15 protein-coding genes are annotated in these 18095 nt (G+C 63.8%); 12 read left to right on the top strand and 3 right to left on the bottom strand.

The features are described from left to right. The first annotated feature begins 84 nt into the window (after nucleotides 1-84). The 10 genes from ACP159_RS01970 to ACP159_RS01925 all read left to right on the top strand — a co-directional run bounded on the left by ACP159_RS01970 (nucleotide 85) and on the right by ACP159_RS01925 (nucleotide 12088). Nucleotides 85-1290, top strand: a complete 1206-nt coding sequence (locus ACP159_RS01970) for a bZIP transcription factor (RefSeq protein WP_425097937.1) — start codon at nucleotides 85-87, stop codon at nucleotides 1288-1290. 70 nt (nucleotides 1291-1360) lie between these two features. Further along, on the top strand, nucleotides 1361-2542 hold the full coding sequence (locus ACP159_RS01965; protein WP_425097936.1) for a hypothetical protein: 1182 nt from the start codon (nucleotides 1361-1363) through the stop codon (nucleotides 2540-2542). A 96-nt stretch (nucleotides 2543-2638) separates the two neighbouring features. Next, nucleotides 2639-3862, top strand: a complete 1224-nt coding sequence (locus ACP159_RS01960) for a hypothetical protein (RefSeq protein ID WP_425097935.1) — start codon at nucleotides 2639-2641, stop codon at nucleotides 3860-3862. Nucleotides 3863-3996: 134 nt separating this feature from the next. Further along, the gene (locus ACP159_RS01955; RefSeq protein WP_425097934.1) at nucleotides 3997-5034 is read left to right on the top strand and encodes a hypothetical protein; all 1038 of its coding nucleotides are present in this window, start codon (nucleotides 3997-3999) and stop codon (nucleotides 5032-5034) included. 257 nt (nucleotides 5035-5291) lie between these two features. Beyond that, the gene (locus ACP159_RS01950) at nucleotides 5292-6563 is read left to right on the top strand and encodes a hypothetical protein (RefSeq protein ID WP_425097933.1); all 1272 of its coding nucleotides are present in this window, start codon (nucleotides 5292-5294) and stop codon (nucleotides 6561-6563) included. Nucleotides 6564-6718: 155 nt separating this feature from the next. After that, the gene (locus tag ACP159_RS01945; RefSeq protein WP_425097932.1) at nucleotides 6719-7969 is read left to right on the top strand and encodes a hypothetical protein; all 1251 of its coding nucleotides are present in this window, start codon (nucleotides 6719-6721) and stop codon (nucleotides 7967-7969) included. Between the two features lie 175 nt (nucleotides 7970-8144). Then, entirely contained in the window at nucleotides 8145-9323 is a 1179-nt protein-coding gene (locus tag ACP159_RS01940; RefSeq protein ID WP_425097931.1) for a hypothetical protein, read from the top strand. An 84-nt stretch (nucleotides 9324-9407) separates the two neighbouring features. Then, complete coding sequence (locus tag ACP159_RS01935) at nucleotides 9408-10394, top strand: aKG-HExxH-type peptide beta-hydroxylase (protein ID WP_425097930.1); 987 nt, start codon at nucleotides 9408-9410, stop codon at nucleotides 10392-10394. After that, nucleotides 10384-11835: a class I adenylate-forming enzyme family protein gene (locus ACP159_RS01930; RefSeq protein ID WP_425097929.1), complete on the top strand. Its 1452-nt coding sequence runs from the start codon at nucleotides 10384-10386 to the stop codon at nucleotides 11833-11835. Before ACP159_RS01935 ends, ACP159_RS01930 begins: the two co-directional genes overlap by 11 nt. Then, nucleotides 11822-12088 (top strand): acyl carrier protein, encoded by a 267-nt coding sequence (locus ACP159_RS01925; RefSeq protein ID WP_425097928.1) that lies wholly within the window; start codon nucleotides 11822-11824, stop codon nucleotides 12086-12088. Before ACP159_RS01930 ends, ACP159_RS01925 begins: the two co-directional genes overlap by 14 nt. Here ACP159_RS01925 and ACP159_RS01920 read toward each other — a convergent pair. Beyond that, a complete protein-coding gene (locus ACP159_RS01920) occupies nucleotides 12040-12717 on the bottom strand; it encodes a hypothetical protein (protein WP_425097927.1) in 678 nt (225 codons plus the stop codon). The genes ACP159_RS01925 and ACP159_RS01920 overlap by 49 nt on opposite strands. A gap of 182 nt (nucleotides 12718-12899) precedes the next feature. Here ACP159_RS01920 and ACP159_RS01915 point away from each other — a divergent pair, with 182 nt between their 5' ends. Continuing rightward, complete coding sequence (locus ACP159_RS01915) at nucleotides 12900-13076, top strand: hypothetical protein (RefSeq protein WP_425097926.1); 177 nt, start codon at nucleotides 12900-12902, stop codon at nucleotides 13074-13076. 33 nt (nucleotides 13077-13109) lie between these two features. Further along, entirely contained in the window at nucleotides 13110-13316 is a 207-nt protein-coding gene (locus ACP159_RS01910) for a hypothetical protein (protein WP_425097925.1), read from the top strand. Between the two features lie 415 nt (nucleotides 13317-13731). On the opposite strand, the gene ACP159_RS01905 is transcribed toward ACP159_RS01910, so the two are convergent. Both ACP159_RS01905 and ACP159_RS01900 read right to left on the bottom strand, forming a co-directional pair. Then, entirely contained in the window at nucleotides 13732-14502 is a 771-nt protein-coding gene (locus ACP159_RS01905) for a hypothetical protein (RefSeq protein ID WP_425097924.1), read from the bottom strand. Nucleotides 14503-14513: 11 nt separating this feature from the next. Then, a complete protein-coding gene (locus ACP159_RS01900; RefSeq protein WP_425097923.1) occupies nucleotides 14514-18074 on the bottom strand; it encodes a DUF6519 domain-containing protein in 3561 nt (1186 codons plus the stop codon). Between the last annotated feature and the right edge of the window lie 21 nt (nucleotides 18075-18095).

Below are 18095 nucleotides of genomic sequence, written 5' to 3'. Positions count from 1 at the left end.
AGAGGTCATCCCACTGTCCGTGCGGACCAGACCCGTATCAATTTTCGGATTTTTCAGACGTTTCTTATGGAGGACCAAAATACCGTGCGACATCTCACCAGCATTTTCATTCACACGACCTGCATCGCGTTTTTCTCGCTTCCCGCTCAGGCGGAGAACCTCATCAATGACGATCTCGGCGTGATCGGCAACGCCTGTATCGGTCCAAGCTGCGTCGCCGGGGATTCCGAAGCGGCCCCGTGGAGCGGCATCATCCTCAAGGCGACCTCGCCGAGGATCTATTTCGACAGCTCGAACAGCACGGAGATCGAATGGAACCTGTTCGCCAGCGCAACCAACGGCGGCGCCAAGGACTTCGGCATCAGCGCAAGCCGGGTCAGCACGAGCACCACGACGCCGTTCCTGATCAACGGACTGGCGCCGACGTCTTCGCTGATCATCGAACCGGACGGGATTGGATTTGGCACCAGTCTGCCGCAACGCGAGTTGCATGTGGTCGACGAGCTTGCCCCGACCCTGCGGCTCGAACAGGACACCTCCGGTGGCGCCACTTCGCAAATTCTGGATCTGCAGCTGTCCGATTTCGGCTTTCAGCTGGTCGACGTCGGCACAATTCTCAACAGGGTGCCTTTGACGATCGAGAACGGCGCGGGAACACACAGCCTCTATGTGGACGACACCAGCAATGTCGGACTGGGTACGTCCACGCCGTCGGCGAGCCTGCACGTGGCCAAGCCGGGCACCGCAAGGATTCTCGTGGACAACTCCTCAGCAAGCACTGCCGCCGCCCGGGAAATGTTCAAGATGGAGAACAATGGCGGATCGTATTTCACGCTGGCCAACAGCGCCACGGGCAACGAATGGTATTTCGTCCACGAGAACAACACGCAAGGGCGTTTTTTCATCAATCATTCCGACGGCGGCCTGCAACTGTCCCTGACCCGCACCGGCGATATGACGATCCCCGGTCAGCTGTTCACCGCAGGCTCCTGTGCCGCTGGATGTGACCGGGTGTTCGACGAGGACTATCCGCTGCCCACGATTGCGGAACAGGCCGCGATGATGAAGGCAAACAGGCACCTGCCGAATGTCGGTCCGACGCCGGAGAACGGCCCGTTCAACCTGACGCAGATGACCGGCGGCATGCTGAACGAACTGGAGAAGGCCCATCTCTACATTGCCGAGCTGGAGGCGCGGGTGGCCGACCTCGAAGCGGAGCGCGACGAGATTTCAGACCTGCGCAGGCAGGTTGACGTGCTGCTGAAGGTCACTGGCACGGCACTGCCTTGACAGGAAAACCTGACTGGGCGTTTCCTTTCGCATCATGCAGTCTCTTGGTATTTCCAGACGGAGTATTCAGATGCGTTTCACGTCCCTGGCCCTTGCCTTTGTTTGCCTTGCCGTGCCGGCTCACGCCGATAATGTCATCACCAGTAACACGATCATCCGGAACAACCTGTGCGTCGGGGACGGCTGCGTCGATCCGGAGCCCTACGCAACCGGCGAAGCCCTCGTCCGGTTGCGGGACATCTACCCGCGCATCGAATTCTTCGACACCTCCACTGACGCCGGGTCCTACTCCTATTACGATTGGCGCATCCGGGCGAACGAAGATTTTTTCGGCGGCCTGAACCTGTTCGCGGTTGATAACCTGTCGACGGGCGCAAGACCTTTCACCATCCTGGGCGATGCACCGTCGAACAGCCTGTATGTCCACAACTCAGGCAAGATCGGCCTGCGTACGACGCTGCCGCAGCAGGACATCCACATCGTCTCGCCCAGCACTCCCGGCATTCGCTTCGAACAATCCACGGCGGGCGGATTTCCGGCGCAGACCTACGAGATGATCTTCAACAGCGCCGGTATGGCGATCCGGGACGTCAACCTGAACACCGCGCCGCTGTCGATCGCCAAGAATGCGCCGGAGTATTCCTTGCGCATCTCGCAAGAGGGCAACATCGGGATTGGCACCGGCAGCGTTGGCGCGGCGCTGCACATCCTGCGCGACAACGGCAACGCCCGCATCCGGATCGAGGAAGACAGTCCGACAACCGCCGCCCGCGAAATGCTGGAGATGCGCAACAACGGCGGTTCCTATTTCACGCTGGCCAACACCGCGACGGGCAACTCGTGGTACTACGTCCACGAGAACAACCCGCAGGGCCGGTTCTTCATCAACCACTCGGACGGCGGGTTGCAGTTGGCGCTCACCCGGACCGGCGACATGACGCTGATGGGCGACCTGTATACCGCAGGCTCCTGTTCGGCGGGCTGTGACCGCGTGTTCGACGAGGATTACCCGCTGCCGACGATTGCGGAACAGGCGGCGCTGATGAAATCTCTGAAGCACCTGCCGAATGTCGGTCCGACGCCGGAGGATGGCCCGTTCAACCTGACGAAAATGACCGGCGGGATGCTGAACGAACTGGAGAAGGCGCATCTCTACATTGCCGAGCTGGAGGCGCGGATGGCCGACCTCGAAGCGGAGCGGGCAGAGATCGCGGAGCTGCGCCGTATGGTCGAAGCGCTCGCGGCAAGGTGAGCCTTCCGACATGGCGGGCAAAGGCGCAGCGATATTCCTGACCTGCGTTTTGACGAGAAATCCCTATGCTGTGCGCATTCCAGAAGGAGTTTCAAAATGCGCACAGCAGAGCTGACATGTGTCCTTGCCCTTACAGCCATTCCGGCGCTTGCCGACAACGTCATCAACAACCACACCATCATCCGTGACAATCTCTGCGTCGGTTCGGGATGCAGCGATCCCGAAAGCTACGTCCCCGGGGAAGCCATTGCGAGGCTCAAGGCGGGCTCTCCGCGGCTCGAATTCATCGACATGTCGAGTCCGACAAGCTCGTACCCCTATTACGACTGGCGTTTGCGGGCGAACGAGGATTTCCTGAACGGAGAAAACCTCTTTGCCGTCGAGAACCTGACAATCGGCACGAAACCCTTCGTGATCCAGGGCGATACGCCGACCAACAGCCTGTATCTTGCCGGTGACGGCGCCCTTGGCCTTGGCACATCCCTGCCACAGACGGAATTGCACATCGTCTCCCCGTCATCGCCGACGATCCGCTTCGAGCAGTCCAGCGCCGGCGGTCTTCCCGCGCAGGCCTGGGACATGCTGTTCAATCATGGCAACATGTTCATCCGCGACATCAACCTGAACACCACGCCGTTCTCGATCTTCAAGAATGCCCCGACCAACGCGCTGCGCATCACCGGCAACGGGGATATCGGCATGGGGACAAGCGGTGTCGGAGCGGCTCTGCACATCTGGCGCGCCAACGGAACGGCGAAACTCCGCATCGAGGAGACCAGCCGGAGCATAGCCGTCCGCGAGATGTTCGAGATGCGCAACAACGGCGGCTCCTACTTCACCCTCACGAACACGGCGTCGGGCAATTCGTGGTATTACGTCCATGAAAACAACACGCAGGGCCGGTTCCTGATCAACCATTCCGACGGCGGCGTGCAGATGGCGTTGACCCGGACCGGGGACATGACCGTGTCCGGCCGGTACTTCGCCGGGGCAACGCAACTCGATGTACCGGACTTCGTCTTCGGCGAGGACTACGCTCTGAAGCCGCTCTCCGAAGTCCGGGCCTTTATCGAGAAGAACGGCCATCTGCCGGAGGTGCCCTCCGCCGCGGAGATCAGGGCCGAAGGCCTCGACATGACCGGCATGCAGATGACGCTGCTCCAGAAGGTCGAGGAACTGACGCTCTACACGCTCGACCAGGAGGACGTGATCCAGGACCAGAAGGCAACGATTGCCACGCTGGAGGACCGGCTGAGGACGCAAGACGAGCACATGACCGAGATGGAGGCGATGCTGCGAGACCTTGCCTCAAGGCTTTGAGCCGCATCGGAAAATTGACAGGGCGACGCAGATCGCCGTAGCATCGGGTAATTGCGTCGCCCGCAGGCCTTGGCCTGCAACAGGCGTTTCCTTCGACCCATATCCATTACCCAGACCGAACCGGAGTCCTTTCCATGACCCAATTTTCGATCCGCTCCTTTGCCGCCTTGCTTGTGTGTCTCGCAGGCCCTGCATTGGCACAGACGACCCTCACTGGCGACTACATCATCGAAGGCGATCTGACCGTGGACCTCGGATCGACCGGCAGCCTTTACGTGGAAGACGACAGCGTGATCGACGGCAGCCTGTGCCTCGGCAATGTCTGCTCTCCCACCACGACCTTCGCCAACGACGAAACGTTGGTGATGAAATATACCCAGCACTCCATCGTCTTCGACGATACGTCCAGTTCCACCAGTCCGAACAACGACTGGATCATCCGCGTCAACGATCCGCAAGCTCGGGCGGATGGCGGCATCGACAAGTTTGCCATCGAGGACACGACGGCCGGGACCACGCCCTTCACGCTGCAGGCGGGCATCCCGGATAACGCCTTCTGGATGGCACCGAGCGGCAATCTCGGGCTGGGCACCAGCATTCCCACCGCCAACCTGCATGTCGCGGGCGCGAGCCCACGCATCCTCGTCGAAGCCAGCGGCGGCTCCTCGGCGGTCCGCGAGATGTTCAACATGACGAACAATGGCGGATCGTATTTCACGCTCGCCAACTCCAGCAGCGGCACGACCTGGTATTTCACTCACGAACAGGCCGCGCCCAACCGTTTCATCATCACCGATGGCGTGGCGGACGGGCCGGAAATGACGCTGACGGCGGATGGCGATCTGACCATTCAGGGCCAGCTCTTCACCGCCGGCTCCTGTGCGTCCGGTTGTGACCGGGTGTTCGATGCGGACTACCCGCTACCCAGCATCGCGGAGCAGGCGGCACAGATGAAAGCGCTCAAGCACCTGCCCAACGTCGGCCCGACGCCGGAGGACGGCCCGTTCAACCTGACGAAAATGACCGGCGGCATGCTGAACGAGCTGGAAAAGGCGCATCTCTACATTGCCGAGCTGCACGACACGGTCGCGGCGGAACGGGCACGCAATGCCGAGCAGGAGGCGCGCATCGCCCGGCTCGAAGCGCTTGTGGAAAGCCTCGCGAGCCGCTGAGGCAGGCGGGGCAGGATTTCAACTTTCCGACAAATTGAGCCGCGCCCAGTGCGCACTTCCATGGCGGCGGAGTGCGCGCTGTCCATGCGCCAACCTTTTGACATAGCACTCGAAACCGGCCATCTTCGAAAGATGCCGCAATGATTTACCTATTGGTTGATTTCGATTTTGAAGCACCCCCATTGCGTGCGCATTATCCCTCAAGAAAAGGTATTGATCCCATGTGGTCCCGCTCTGTCTTTGCACACCATCTTGTCTTGACGCTGGTCCTCGCGCCCTGCCTCTCCATCCCCTCATTCGCTGATGTCGTCCTCACGACGGACGAGGCGATCATCCAGAACGACCTCTGCGTCGGCGCAAGCTGTGCCGCCGCAGAGGATTTCAACGCCACCTACAGCGAACTGAAGGTGAAGGGCGGCAGCACCCGGCTCCGCTTCGACGACGTCAGCATCACCACAGGCTTTCCCAGCCGGGATTGGGCGATCGCGACCAACGGCCCCGTGGCGAACGACCCCGAGGAATTTCGCATCGAGGACGAGACCTCCGGCAGTGTCCCCTTCCGCATCGAGGGCGGCGCGCCGGATGGCGGGCTGCATCTGGCCTCGAACGGGCGGCTCGGCATCGGGACCAGCATTCCCGGCCGCGACGTCCACCTTATCGGCACCGGCACCATCGCCGCGATCCGCATGGAGTCGGGCGACGGGGCGCAGGTCTACGACCTGCTGAACTCTGTCGGCACGTTCCTCGTCTACAACCAGACGGCCAACACGCAGCCGTTCATCATCAAGGAGACCGTCCCCGACGGCGCGATCTACATGCGCGACAATATCCTCGACGTGAACGCCTTCAAGAACGACTACAATTTCAGGGTCTGGGGCACCGACAACAAGAACAACATCTTCGCCGACGCCGCGACCGGCAGCATCGGCCTCGGGCTGAACAACCCGGCATCCGCACTGCATGTCCAGCGGACCGACGGCACGGCCTCGGTGCTGGTCGAGAATACCGCCGCCAGCCCCTCCGCGGTGCGCGAGATGTTCGCCATGCGCAACAACGGCGGGTCCTACTTCACGCTGGACAACACCAGCAGCGGGACGACGTGGTACTTCACCCATGAAAATGCATCTCCCAACCGCTTCATCATCACCGACGGCGTGGCCGACGGTCCGGAAATGACCCTGTCGGCGGAGGGCAACCTGACCATTCAGGGGCAACTCTTCACCGCTGGAAGTTGTACCGCCGGATGTGACCGAGTCTTCGAGGCGGACTACCCACTGCCAAGCATTGCCGAACAGGCGGCCATGATGCGGGAGAGGAAGCATCTGCCGAACGTCGGACCGACGCCGGAGAATGGACCGTTCAACCTCACCCAGATGACCGGCGGCATGCTCAACGAGTTGGAAAAGGCCCATCTCTATATCGCCGAACTGGAAGAGCGGCTGCGTGTACAGGAGGCGGAAAACGCGGCCATGACAGACAGGCTGGCAGCGGTTGAAACCTGGATCGCACGGCAATCCGGGCGCGACTGATCGCGCGGGGCGCCCCTGTCCCGGTTGGTCACGCGGTTTGACTCGACCGGGACCCGTCCTTTACCCTTCGTCAATTGCTCGTCCGCAGGGCCGCAATCTTATTCCGAACCAACGATATTGACCCGGCCTTTCGCCGGGGCATCAAGGAGAATACCATGCAAACCTCACCCATCCGGCTTACCGGAGCCGCCGTGTTTTGGTCGCTGGTGGCGCCCCTTGCCCTCGCGCAGGACCTTCACAACACCGATGTGGTTATCAGCGGAAAGATCACACAGAACGGGTCCAGCACCAATTATTTCAACGGCTCCATGTCATCGTTCAACGGCACGATGTGCGTTGGTTCTTCGTGCCAGACAAGCGAAAGCAACGGCACAGGCAGCCCACCTCTCAAGCTGAAGTACACGACCACGGATATCATATTCGAGGACACTTCGACCACGCCCGGCATCCAGTCCGGCGACTGGCGGCTGAAGATCAACGACAGCGGCAGCGGCATCGACCGTTTCACCATCAAGGACGAGGACGACAACACCACGCCGTTCACCGTCGAGAACGCCGCGCCGAATGACACGCTCTGGATCGGCAGCGACGGGCAGATCGGCTTTCGGACGTCCATCCCGGAAAAGGATCTGCACCTGAAGGCGGCCATCGACCCGACGTTGCGGCTCGAACAGACAGGGACGGCCAGGAAATGGGATGTGGTCGGCGGCCAGAACTTCACGGTCCAGGATCGCACCCTTTCGGGCAGCCTTCCTTTCCAGATCGAGTCCAACACCCCCACCAGCACGCTTTATCTCGACAACGCTGGTCGGGTGGGCATCGGCTATGCGTCACCGCAGGCCAAGCTGCACGTCCGTGCGCCAGGATCGAAGATCATCGTGGAGGACAGCAGCGCCGCCCCGGCAGTGCGCGAGATGTTCCTGATGCAGAACAACGGTGGCTCCTATTTCACTCTCGACAATACCGCCAGCGGGACAACATGGTATTTCACCCACGAACAGAACAGCCCCAACCGCTTCATCATCACCGATGGCGTGGCTGACGGTCCGGAAATGACCCTGACGGCGGAGGGCGATCTGACCATTCAGGGCCAGCTCTTCACCGCCGGAAGCTGTTCGGCGGGCTGTGACCGGGTGTTCGACGCGGACTACCCGCTGCCGAGCATTGCCGAACAGGCCGCCATGATGCGGGAAATGAAGCATCTGCCGAACGTCGGACCGACACCGGAAGACGGTCCGTTCAACCTCACCGCCATGACCGGGGGGATGCTGAACGAACTGGAGAAGGCCCATCTCTATATCGCGGAGTTGCACGGGGAGAATGCGGCACTGGAGGCGCGTGTCACCGCGCAGGACGCCCGGCTGGCAGAGCTTGAAGCCCTCGTGCGGTCGCTCGCCGCCCGTTGACGGGCGGATCAGCCGCCGGGGTTTTGGTGTTCCGGCGGTTTCCGTGTATGCTGCTCTGCATTGTTTCCGGTCCATTCGGGTGAGCCATCGCGGCCGTCCCGTGGACAAAGGTTTTCAGATCCAGGCGCGGTCGGCCCGCCGCGCCTCGAAATCCTATTGAGAAAGGAGGGTTTCCATGCCCGGACGTTTCGCAACCCCCATCATCATCTCACTGTCTCTGACCGCCGGGTCGGCTTCGGCGGAGGTGCTCTCCACCACCGATCCCACCATCCGCAATTTTCTCTGCGTCGGCTCGGCCTGCGCCGATCCGGAGGTTCCCGGCATCGACGATTTCAGGATCAAGACCACGCAGATCCACCTGAATTTCGTGGATACCAGCTCCAGCGGCTATCCCAGCGGCGATTGGCGCATCAACATCAATGACGATTTCAGCGGCGGCGAGGACAATTTCTCGATCAGCGATGTCGACAACGCCATGACGCCCTTCAAGATCAAGGGCGACACCCGCGACAATGCGCTTGTGGTGTCGCAGTCGGGCCGGATCGGCTTCGGGACGGCGCTGCCCGGGAGGGACCTGCACATGGTCAGCCCGAACAACCCGTCCATCCGTCTGGAGCAGGACGCCAGTGGCGGCAAGCCTTGGCAGGTCTGGGAGGTCACCGCCGACAATGCACGCTTCCAGCTGTTCGATTACACGGCGGAGAAGAGCCCTTTCGTTGCGGAGCACGGCGCCCGCGAATACGCGCTTTACCTTGCGGCCAACGGCAACACCGGCATGGGCCTCTACAATCCCGAAACCGCGCTGCATCTGAGGCGCACGGATGGCACCGCGGCGATCAAGGTCGAGGAAGCCTCGACCACCAAGGCCGTGCGCGAGATGTTCCGGATGGAGAACAACGGCGGCAGCTATTTCACCCTCGCCAACACGGATACCGGGAACGATTGGTACTTCGTGCATGAGAACAATGCGCAGGGGCGGTTCATGGTGAACCATTCCGATGGCGGCCTGCAGATGGCGCTCAGCCGGTACGGCGACCTGACGATTTCCGGCAAGATCTATACCGTGGGAGGCTGCAGCGCCGGGTGTGACCGGGTGTTCGATGACGATTACCCGCTGCCGTCGATCCCCGAACAGGCCGAGATGATGCGCAGCTTGCGGCACCTGCCGAATGTCGGGCCAACACCGGAGGACGGCCCGTTCAACCTGACCGACATGACCGGCGGCATGCTGAACGAGTTGGAGAAGGCGCATTTGTACATCGCGGAATTGCACGACCAACTCGCGGACCAGAAACGCGCCAACGCGGACCTCCAGGCGCGGGTGGCACGGATCGAAGCGCTGCTGGCGCAATGAGACGGATGGGCTGGTGTGACGGCCCTTGAAAGCCGGGCAAGCCTCCCGCATACCTTCGGCAAGGTGCATTTGACGAAGGGTGCCATGACGTTTTTCCCGGCAGTTTCGACCCTGGAGGCCACGCGGTCAGACCTGCGGACGCGTCTGCACACGTCCCTGCACCATCTGGTCTTCGAGGCAGGTGCGGGCGTCGCGCCGGAGGGGTTGTCCCCGGCCCGTCTGTCGGACCTGACCCTGAATGCGGATCCGTTCCCCGCGCCGGTGGTCTTTGCGGGTCATGCCGCGATCCTCAAGGCGGCGCAGGGTGGTGACCGGGACGGGTTCCGCGCGGCCTGCACGACGCTGCTCGACGCCGCGCCGCAGGGAACGGCAGCGCCAGAGGCTCTCACGATCCTGCCGTTCTCGCCCGAGGCGCTGACGCCCGCTGGCGAGGCGCTGCTTCGCGCGGCCTTCCTCGACGATGTTGGCCTGATGACCCACCTCGACGCCCCGCCGCCGGTCCTGATCAACGCCGCCCGGAGGACGCTGGGCGAGGCACTCGATACCCTGCATCGCGCCGCGCCGGACTGGCACGCAGACCTTGCTGCCCTGGTGTCCCAGATCCTGCTCGCCGTACCCGGCGCGGGCAGCACCGGCCATTTCGGCGGCGCGTCCAGCTTCGATGCCTTCGGGGCGCTGATCTTCAACGCCGAAGCGCTGACGTCACCGGCTCGGGCGCTGATGAGCGTGGTCCATGAAAGCGCACATCTTCGGATGTTCCTGTATCACCTCGACGACGCGGTCCTGCTGAACGACGGCGAGGCCCGCTACGCTTCGCCGCTGCGCCGCGAGCCGCGTCCGATGGAGGGGATCTTTCACGCCGCCTGGGTCTCTGCCCGCATGGTCGCCGCCGCGCGCGTGGTCTGTGCATCGCCGCTGGCCCCGGACTGGGCCGACGACCTCGCGCAACAGTCCGAGGCCGCGCGCAAGGCTTTCGACGACTGTCTGCCGGTGCTGACGGAACACGCCCTGTTCTCCCCCTTCGGCCAGACCCTGTTCACGGATGCCAGAAAGGCGATGGATGCAGACTGACGCCACGAATTTCGGCGATGCCTTCAAGGCGCATGTGCTGGCAGACCCCGCGGCGCCGCTCATTGAACGCGAGGGACGGGTGATCAGCCGGGGCACCGTGATGTCCCGGGCCGCGCTGCTGGCGGATCTGTTCCGCGACGCCGGCGTGACGCGGGGCGAGCCGGTGGCGCTGATCTGCGCCGACCAGCCGCGCGGCGTGGAGGCGATGCTGGCGCTCTGGTCGCTCGGCGCCGCGCCGGTGTTTTTCGACATCCGCCAAACCGCAGCCGAGATCCGCGCTTCCGCCGAACAGGTCGGGGCCACGCGCTTTTTCACGGACTTCAAGCGGCTCGCCCGGGAGCCGGATTTCGTGCTGCTGCCGGACCGGCCCGACATCCTCCCCGACGGCATGCTGTCCTTCGACGACATCGAAGACACCCCGTCGATCCATCTCGCCACGTCCGGCACCACCGGAGCCGCGAAGTTCCGGCATCGCAGTCACCGCGACTTCATTGCGCTGCTCGATACGAACTTCACCCTGATCGGCAATATCCACCGGCTGAACGGACTGACGCAAGGATCGTTGTCATTCAACGCCGTGGCGACGCACTGGCTGCGGCTGCTGACCTACGGCTGCACCCTGATCAGCATGCCGCTGTTTCACACGCTCGAAGAGCTTGATCGCGCCCTGATGCATCCGGAATTGCGGTCGGTCTCCCTGGCGCCGGTGCTGATCCGCGACCTGCTGAAACTGCACGACACCCGCGACATCGCGACCCTCGGCCCGGCCTACCCACAATTGCAGCGGTTCTCCACCGTCGGCGGGCCGATTGCGCGCGAAGACCTGCAACGGGCGCATCACCTGCTCAGCCCCGCCGCCTGCAACACCTATTCCATGAGCCGCGCCGGGGCGGTGGCGATGATCACCGGAAAGGAAGCGGAGGAGCGCCCCGGTTCGGTCGGCCGCCCGCTGAACGGTATCGAGGTATGGATCGAGGACGCCGACCAGAACCGTTTGCCCGCCGGGGAGACCGGCCTGATCGCGGTACAGATGCATTGGATCAACGGCCAGATCGTCCGCCCCGGCGACCTCGGGCGCATGGATGAGGACGGGTTTCTCTATGTCCTGGGCCGCAGCGAGCAACTCGCCTGCCGCCGCAGCGTGACCATCAACCTGACGGAGATCGAGGAGGTCGTGCTCGCCATGGAGGGCGTTCGCGATTGCATGGCCTTCGCCCTGCCCGACGCCCGCGACGAGGGCGACCTGATTGCATTGGCGGTGGAAACCGGCCTGCCTCGCGACACCCTGGCCCGGGAGGTGCGGCGCCATGTGTCCACCATGAAACACCCGGATGTGTTCTGGGTCACCGAAACCCTGCCGCGCAACGCGTCAGGCAAGATTTCGCTGAAGCATCTCAAGGCTTTGGCAGAAGACAAGGAAAGCGGCTTTGACAGATTCTGACCCCTGGAGCGACGTCGACGGCCTGGTCCGGGAAACCTTCGCCAAGGCCTTTCCCGGCGAGGACATCACCGAAGACAGCGACTTCTTCGACCTCGGCGGCGAGTCGATCAAGGCGGTGGAAATCTCTGCCGCCATGGAACAGGCCTTGGGCGTGCCGGTGCACCCGTCGGCGCTGATCCTGCATCCAACTGTGAAGGACTTCGTTCAGGCGCTGAAGACCGGGCGGGAATTGAGGGACACGGAAAACTCCTGAACCCGCGCCACGACGGTCTCCACCGTGCCTTCTACCGCGTATTGCCCGTGTCCCGCGTCGATGACGATGCGCCGGACCGTGGCAAAGCAGCGGCTCGCCTGTTTCTGGGCGGAAACCGCGTCGAAGAAAAACGGATCGTGCTGCGGATCGCGGCTTCCGTAGATCAGCAGCGCCGGAACGCCGACCTCGATATCCGGCAGGGCGGAGATGACGCAGACCCCGGACACCCGGCCGCCGTTGCCGCGCAAGATCCGGGTCAATTCCAGCATCAGCCGCGCGCCCTGGCAGTTGGCACCGAGGAACAGGTGCAGGCCGGTGAGGTTCGGGGTCAGCACCTGGGCGTAGTACCGCGCCAGAGGAAGATTGGCCGCTGCCCGATCCTGGTCCGGCGGCATGACGAGATGCAGTGAGCGGGCGTAGATCAGCGGCTGGTCCTGACCCAGTTCACGGGCGAAGTTCTCCGGCTCGTGGCGCGCATTGAACACCCAGAAAATCGGCGGCTTGCTTCCCCCACGGTTCACGATGCGTACGATGCCGCGCGGGTCGAGCGCCTCTCCCGGCCAGCCCCGCATGAGGCGTCCGAGCGCGTCCAGATGGGTTTCGTGCTGTGACATGCCTGTGCTGGCCATGGCGATTTTTTAACCTTTTGTCTGCTCATTTCCGAATGTGAATCAGGAACCTGTGTATAATCAACATTTTTCTGCCGAACCCCGTTGGCAAACTGCGGGAAAAAGGCGAGGCTGCGAGCAGTGATACCCGCGCCGGGGCTCGACACGGCCCCGAAACCTGCTTTGGATTGGACATCGCCATCATGCTCGACACTGCGAAATTGCTTGTTCTCAAGGGCCCCGTTTCCGCCCGTACACCGAAGATCGGGACGTCCGAGCCGGTCATTCAGGACATCGACACGGCCAAATTGCTGGTGCTCAAGGGAGCCTCTGCCGCCCGGGCGCCGAAGATCGGGTCCACCGAACCCGCCAGCGGCTGAGACCTGCCGCACCTCCGATCAAGGGAGATCGCCATGAAGGTAAACACGGACAAAATCCTGTCCCTCAAGGGCACCGACGCGGCGCAAGCGCCGAAAATCGGCAACAGCGAGCCGCCGACAACCCAGCGGATCGACACGCACAAACTGCTGACCCTGAAAGGGTCAGCATCGGCGCGGGCTCCCAAGATTGGCGCGTCCGAACCGCCGACCGCCGTCGACACGAGCGACCGGACCCGCTGACGTTTCGGCCCGTGACCGGCCCGCGCGTTGTATGCCGCAGGACCCGCACCTGCGGCAGTCAGTGACGCGAATGCCGGAACCCCTTGGTGACCAATGGGTCTTTTACGGCACAGGCGCAAAGCAACGGCGTTAACCTTTGCCCGACTCGGATTGACACAAACACCTTCAAGCTGGTTTCCCTGAGAGCAGCCGTACCGATCCGCGCCTTCCACGGAACGCCCGGACCGGCAAACGGCTCCATCGGTCCGCAAGAAAATGGACCCAAGAGGCAACCAGACTTAAAGGAGAGTCCCATGAGCAGTCAGCTTTTCGCCCCCAAGGGCATGACCCGCGACATCGAGCCGCCCGCGCCGCTGCGCTGAGACGCGGTCCATCGCGACACAAGACCGGGGCGCGGGACAACCGCGCCCCTATTTCATTTCTTCAGGATGTCCCACGGCCCGATCAGCCGGTTCAGCCGGGCGTTGGCCCTTCGGGCCTTCGTCAACCCGGTATCCGCCCGGACCTTTGCAGGGTCCTTCGACGCCGCTTCCTTCTTTCCCGGGTCCTTTTTCGGCGCATTGGTGTTCGGCATGGTCAGGACGACCTCCGCCTTCCCGCCCGCAGCCACGGTCAGCACCGGGAAGCCATCGTGGCTGAATGTCTCCTTCTTCCAGACCACCTCGAAGTGCAGGGTATCCCCTTCGGATACCGCGCTGTCCTCGCCAATCGGGACGGCCATGGTGAAGACCCCTTCCTCCGAGGTGACCGCCTCGAACGGTTCCTTGCGCTTGCCCGCCCAACCGCGCACCGTGACGCCGTGCATCTTCAGGCCGCGTATCGTCATCAACGTCCCGCTGACCGTGAACGTATCCTTCTTCGGCTTGCCGCCGCCCTCCGGCTTCAACGTCCCGGCCAATCCCGTGGTCACGCGCGTCACCTCGCGCTCCAGGGCGTCGGACAACGCCTTGGCGTCCGCACGGGCCTTTTCCGCACGGGCCTCGGCAACCGGATCGTCGCGCAGTTTCGCCCGCAGGGCCGCACGCTCGGCGGCCACGACCTTTGCCTGAGCCATGCCTGTCCCGTCCCGTAGCCCGGCGATCCGCATGGCGTCCGTCAGCTTGGGCAATTGCATCAGGCCGGAGGCGAAGCTGTCGGCGTCGATGGGGCTCTTGAAGTCCCCGAGCTTGATCGTCTTCTTCATCATCGGTTTTCTCCTCACTGGACCGGCATTGCCACGGCCTGGAAGTCATTGAGCCCGATCAGCGCCCGCCGCAGCATGTCGCAGAGCGGCACGTCGAAATCGAAGAAGGCTTCGACCGCTTCGGTATTGCCGGTGTCTTCCCGCATCCCCGGCGGACCGAAGGCCAACACACAATGCGTCGCCTGGTTGTAGACCGTCGTGTTCATCAGCCCGAGCGTCAGGGCCGACAGGAAGGCATTCAGGATCGGCTCCTTCAGCCGGTTGTCCGAGGCATGAACCGTCCAGCCCAGCGCCAGCGCATTGATCGCGACGAAATCGTTGAGACCGATGTCGAGCGCGATCTGGTTGCCCTGCATCATCACGCTGTCGAGCGAGGCCGCAACCACGGCACTGACCGAGGTGGCGGGGCGGCCGTCCTGCCCGTCGAGCCGGATCTGGTTGTCCGAGAGCATGATGTCACCCCCGGCCATCAGATCGCCGCTGTAGTCGAATGCGGCGTCCTCGCCCTGCACCAAGGCCCCGGAGAGGCCAAGCGTCTGCAAGTACAGCTCCGAGGAAAAGCCGCTGTTGCCCAGCGCCACCACCTCGCCGCCCATCGCGGTCAGGATGCCATGCCCGGAGAGCGCATTCGGCGCGCGGCCTTCCTCGAAGGCCACCAGAACCGCCGCCAGAAGCACGGTGCCGAGGTCCATCTTCTGCGGGGCGATCCCGATGCCCGAGAGCGCACTCAGCCAGCTTCCCGTGCCGCCGCTCTGCGTGGTCAGCCGATTGCCGGTTACCATCATCGCGCCGAGGCCGAAGGCGGTCACCGCCCGGCCCTGCGGCGCGACGATGGTGTTGCCGGTGACGCGCAGCGCCTGCGCGCCGTCGCTGCGGATGCCGTCGTCCGTTTCCGGCCCGGCCTGCGGCTTCGGCCTGACCTGCCCGATCACCACGCCGCCGCGCCAGCCGGACGGCTCTGCATCCGCCTGGTCGGCCCGGCGGCCATTGCCGCGGATGACGTTGTCACAGATCGCAACGCTCTCGCCGAACAGCACAAAGATGCCGGTCTTCGGCGTATCGTCGCTCAGGCCGTTCTCCTCGATCCGGTTGTCGCGGATCTCGACCCCGGAAGCATCGCCCAAGGTCACCCCGCCATAGGCCGCGACCGCACGGTATTCCTGCGGATAAGGCACGTTCTCGCCCAGAAGGTTGCCGAAGATCCGGTTGTGCCGGATTTCCAGATCGTTCGTCGTGATGAAATCCGGGTTGGCGTCGAAGTCGAAGTACATCGCCACCGAAATCCCGCAGGCCCCCATGCCGAAAATCTCGCAATCGCGGATGACGATCTGCTCCACCGGCCCGTCGGAGATCGGGATCAGCACGCTGACATCGTCCTCCGGGTCCACCGGCCTGCGCCCCGGGTCGATGCCGAAGCAGTTGTCGGCGTTGAGCCAGAAATCCTGGCTCTGCACCGCCTCGATGCCGAGGTTGGCGAAGGCGTCCTCGATGGTTCCGGCATTGGTGTTCCGCACCCAAGACACCGACCCAAGCGTGATGCCATGGCCGTAACAGCCCGCGATGGAGCAGCCTTCGATCAGCACATCCTCGCTCGCGCCGCCGACCTGGATACCGCCGAGCACCAGCGTCAGCGCCTCTTCGGACAAGCCCATCAGCTGACAACCCTTCACGGTCAGTCCGTCGCCCTGAACATAGATGGAGGGTCGGTGGATGACATCAGGCAGGCGCACACCCGGATTGAAGGTGCCGTCCGCATGCAGGGCGCAGCCTTCGATCACCGCCTCCTGCGTGGCCAGCAGCATGACGCCGCCGCGCTGCGCGTGGTTGATCTGGAGGTTCTCCAGCCGGATATGGCGCGAGCCGATCCGGTTGCGCGGGGAGCGCACGGCGAGAACGGCCAGCTGCTCCGGCGCTTCGATGGTCATGTCCTTCAGCGTGACCCGCTCCGAGTCCCGGATACCGAACACGGGCCGATCCCGGTCGTCCGGCGCGATGACGAAGGTGCGCCCTTTGCAGCCTTCTATGGTGATCCCATGCGCCCCGTGGAAATCGTCGATCTCCACACGCTCCTCGTAGCGCCCCGGCAGGACGAGGATCTTTCCCCCGGCCGGCGGCAGGGCGTTGACCGCGTCCTGAATGTGTTCGTAATCGCCGTGGCTGTGGGTGCCGTCGCCCACCCTGAGCGTCACGCAATCGCCCAGCCGCGTCAGCGGGCGGAAGGTGGTGCGGCAATCGAACACCGTGGCCCGTCTGCGCCCCTGCCAGAAGATGCGCGCGAGTGGCGCGACATAGCGGCGGTACGGCCCGTAGGGTTTGCCCACTTCCATCTGCCACGGAATGATCTCGTCCGGAGCACTGGGTCGCGCCGAGATTTCCCAGCTGTCGCCGCGCCGCAGGGTGTCGCCGCCGATCGCCACCTCGATCCCCGTGGTGCCGAGCACCTGCGGCACCGTTGCATCGAGTTCCGGCGCGGAGCGGTCCTCGCCCCGGTCCCAGATGCGGACAAAGACGTAATCGCCGTGCGGCTCGCTCGTGCCGAACTTGGTCCGCCCGAGAGCATCCGCATCGGCCCGCGCCTTCCAAGCCTCGCCAAAGCCGCCCGGCACGGCGTCGGTCAGGGTAAAGGTGCCCTCGTCCGGGTCATACCCGGCCTCGACGGTCGTGAAATGGCAATCGAACAGCTCGTCCGCGATCTTCTCGCCGTGGGTCAGCACCGCGCCCAAGGGCAGGACCTGCACCACCTGCCCCGGCGCGGGCCAGTGGTGCGCGTCTACCGGATCGGTCAACAGGGTCAGCGTGTTGGCCTCCGTCACCCGCGCCCGCAGCAGCCGCCCGCCGTTCTCGAACCCCCAGCAGAAGGTGTCGGCGGAGGTCATCTGCACCCGGATCGCCCGGTTGGCCGCACCGAGGAAACCAGTCGCCACCGGGGGCGAGCACAGGTCCTGCACCACCCCTTCGCCGGTGAAGCGCGTGGTCAGCGTGCCGTTGCCCGCAAGCTCGAAGAGCGGCGTGACCACACCGGCCCCGGCCTCCAGCCACCGCCGACGCAGGCTCTCCCAGACCTCCGCGCAATCCTCCCCTTCGAGATCCTCGGCCAGATGCACCCGGCTCATCACACGCCGCCGCGCCGTGGTGTCGATACCGCCCAGCGACGGATCAACCATCGCCACGTCCTCGGTGGCGCCGACGATCTGCTCCCAGACCTCCAGCCAGACCATGTCCATCCGGTCTCCCGCCGCGACGGAGCCACCGGGGTTTTGCAGCCAGTCCGGTTGCAGCAGGAAGGTCGTGTCCGCGTGCAATTGCGCCCTCAGCCCGCCGATCCAGTAGTTGCCTGCCTCGATTCGGAAATCCGGCGTCCCCGCATCGACGTTGGCAGCAGAAATACGGAAGCCATGATCGGACGTGCCCTGTGGCCCGATGATCCCGATGCGGTCCTGTGCCATCTCCTCGGATGTGACCTGTCCGATCAGGGTCAGGTCCTCATCCGTAATCACCCGGCCTGTCTGGCCTTCGATGCCGCGCGTGTTGATCCGGGGATCAAAGCGGGAAACTGAATGGTCGCGGGTCGCCATGGCGCCCTCCTTCCTGAAAAA

It is taken from the genome of Tropicibacter sp. S64 (genome assembly GCF_049803835.1).
In the GTDB taxonomy this organism is placed as follows: domain Bacteria; phylum Pseudomonadota; class Alphaproteobacteria; order Rhodobacterales; family Rhodobacteraceae; genus Pacificoceanicola.
The sequence above is the reverse complement of the archived record's forward strand: the minus strand, read 5'-3'. Positions and strand labels throughout refer to the sequence as shown.